Here is a 3,147-nt window from a genome sequence, read left to right as displayed (position 1 = left end):
AAAAATCATAGAATTTATCATCGTCGATATGAGGAGCTAAAAGATTGCAATTATCTTTTATTTCTTGGCAATTGGTGTTTTCCAATCCGATGCCTACATCAGCTAATTTAAGCATTTCAACATCATTATAGCCGTCCCCTACACAAACTAATTGATGATGGGGGTAAAGTTCTTTTAATTTTTTAATACCACAAGTTTTATTCACACTTTGAGGCACCAAATCAACACCACCATTAGTTCTCCAATAATACGCTTGCAAATCTTTCAAATCTTTAAGAAAATTTTGCAATTTTTCTTTGTTGGGTTCGAATAACCACACTTGATAAACATTGTTGTGCAGATGAAATTCAGGGTTCACTACAGATTTTTTATTAGTGCAGTAAAGTTCTCCTAATGAAGGCGGAATTAAGTCTTGTGGGCTTGGTACAATTTCTTGTGTCATTCCTGTAAGACCTATGTGAATTTTGGCTTGATGGGCTTTTGCGATTAGTTCTTTGACTACTTCTTTTTTAAAAGGTCTATCATCAATTACTTTATCAAAATATTTAGTAAGACCGCCGTTAAAAAAGACAAAATGTTTGAAATAAGGTAGCAAATTGCCTAAAACATCTATTCTTTTAATGTTTCTTCCTGTGGCAACTGCTAAAACATTATCAGGGTTTTGGGCTAAAGTTTGGATGGCTTTGGTTGTTTGGGGAAAGATTTTTTTATATTTAGAACTTAAAAGGGTGCCATCAATATCAAAAATAAATAAAGATTCTTTTTTTTGTTTCATTTGAAACTCCTATTATCCTATCGTATTTGAGAAACACAAAAAATGATGAAATGCAAAAATGAAAGAAAAAATGCAAAAATGAAATTAGAAAAAAGGGGATGAATTAATTAATTGTAGCAAATTAAAATAAAAACTTTTGCTAAATATTTGTCTTATTTTCCTAATTGTAAATTGGAATTAACAGCAAAAAGGACAATCATTTTTTTGAAAAATATCTTTAGTGGAAGCTAAGGCTTGTTTGCTTGCTATTTGAGCAAAAAATAAAAAATCCTCAGTTTGGAGGGAAGCTTTTCCTGCTAAAATGCCATCAATAGCGGGTTGTTCTAAAATGGTTTTAATGTTGGCAACAGACACTGAACCGCCGTAAATAATTCTCATGGCACAAGATGCTTGGGAAGAATAAAGTGCAGTGACTTTGTCTCTAATTTGTTCAATGACTTTGTTAGCATCTTGGGGAGTTGCACTTTTGCCTGTACCAATTGCCCAAACCGGTTCATAAGCGATGATAATGTTTTGTAATGCTTCTTCTGGAACACCTGCAAAAATGTTGGTTAATTGTTGGTCTAAAAACACTTGGGTTTGGTTATTTTCCTTGGTAAGAAGCGATTCGCCCACACAAACAGTAGGAACTAATTTATGTTTGAGAGCTGATAAAAGTTTTAGATTAACTGTTTGATCGGTTTCTCCAAAAAGAGTTCTTCTTTCGCTGTGTCCTAATAAAACGTGCTTGACACCTAATGAAAGCAAATTTTGTGGTGAAACTTCGCCAGTAAAAGCGCCTTCGGATTCATAAAACATATTTTGGGCCCCTACTTGTAAATTAGTGCCTTGGAGTTGTGCTAAGGAATCCAATAAGGTAAGTTGGGGGAAAATTAAAGTTTGGACTTGGGTTTGGTAAGGAACTTGCAAGCTTACTTTTTGGATGAATTCCAGGGCTTCGTCTTTGCATTTGTACATTTTCCAATTACCTGCAATAACTTTTGTTCTTGGTTTGTAATTCATAAATTACTCCTTTAATATTTTTTTACAAAAAATAGATGGTGGACAAATTTGAACTAATTTTTTAAATCAATATTTTTGAAATGGAAATTGTTAAAAAGTTTTAAAATATTGAATTTAAATTTGTGATAAAGAGAAAGGAAAAACGCGAAAAGAGTTATTATTTTATATTAACATTTACAAATAAAATTATATCATAACAAGGCAAGGGTAAAAATATTAAATGTTGAAAAAATATAAATAAATATGGTAGTTTGGATTTGTTTAAAAAGTTAAATTAAAGAGTATGAGAGCAAAAAAAGAACTCAAAAGCCAAGAATCAAACCTATCTAAAAAACCACCATGACCTGGAAGGAAACTTCCAAAGTCTTTGATGCCATAATCTCTTTTAAATTTGGAAGCTAACAAATCGCTAATTTGAGAAATAATAGAAATTAAAAAAGCATAGATGGGAAAACTAATGCAAGAGTTGCAATCAATAAATAAAAAGACCATCAAAACTGTTATAGTAGAGCCAAAAGTGCCTAAAATAGCACCTTTTTGAGTTTTTGTAGGACTTAGGCGAAAAGCTAGGGGTCTTGTTCCTAAAAAGGGGAAAAAACGCGGGAAACGTGCTAAAAAAGCAAAAGAATCAGTGAGCATAACTGCTAAAAAAAACAAAAGCAAATAATGCCAATGCAGGAAAAACAAAGAAAAAAGACAAGCCATCAAAAAACCAATATAAAAGGTGATAAGAAAGGTTTTACTTACATCTTTAGTTTGCAAAAAAGGTAAAAAAACTAGCATTATTAAAACTAACACAAAAGGCAAGAATAAAAGAAGGAAAAAATTTAGGTTCGAGGGAGCTGATTTTGTTAGGGATACAAATGTGTCTTTATTAAGGAATAAAAAGTTTAATTGTTTTGCGTCTTTTATTAAGTTTTGATTTTGACAAATATTTGGATACAACACCAAACAAACAACTGTAAAAAATAATAAAGTAGAAGTGGCAACTAACCCAAATTTAATAAAGGTCTGTTTTTGGTTATCTTTGGGATGTTTGAGTATAAAAAACATTTCTTGCACTGCTTTTATTGCTAAAAGGGCAAAAACTACAAATTTGATTTCTAAAGGGGCATAATAATAAAAGAAAAAAGAAAATAAAACTAAGGTGGCCCCTGTTATTATTCTCTTTTTTATCATATAAACCTCCATTTTTTTAAAGCGAAAGGTAAAAATTGGGTAAAATTGTTGTATTTGGAAAACGAAATCATTTTAAGCTTTTAATAATTCAGTGTTTTTAGTGGTGGTGTGTTTTTCAATAAGTTTAATGTTTTTATCAGTTAATGTTTGAATTTGATTTAAATAAAAAGTTTCTAAATCTTTAGTAAGTT

At 30.8% G+C, this 3,147-nt stretch carries 3 protein-coding genes; all 3 read right to left on the bottom strand.

Features of this window, described 5'->3' with window-relative positions:
* A partial coding sequence (locus OYV_RS03135; RefSeq protein WP_042068240.1) for an HAD-IIB family hydrolase occupies positions 1 to 775 on the bottom strand: 775 nt, incomplete at its 3' end.
* A 177-nt stretch (positions 776 to 952) separates the two neighbouring features.
* Complete coding sequence (gene tpiA, locus OYV_RS03130) at positions 953 to 1,777, bottom strand: triose-phosphate isomerase (RefSeq protein ID WP_042068239.1); 825 nt, start codon at positions 1,775 to 1,777, stop codon at positions 953 to 955.
* 261 nt (positions 1,778 to 2,038) lie between these two features.
* On the bottom strand, positions 2,039 to 2,956 hold the full coding sequence (locus OYV_RS03125; protein ID WP_042068238.1) for a phosphatidate cytidylyltransferase: 918 nt from the start codon (positions 2,954 to 2,956) through the stop codon (positions 2,039 to 2,041).
* Positions 2,957 to 3,147: the final 191 nt, after the last annotated feature.

This window comes from 'Chrysanthemum coronarium' phytoplasma (assembly GCF_000744065.1).
Taxonomy (GTDB): Bacteria; Bacillota_I; Bacilli_A; order Acholeplasmatales; family Acholeplasmataceae; genus Phytoplasma; species Phytoplasma asteris.
This window is presented reverse-complemented; position numbering and strand designations above follow the sequence as displayed.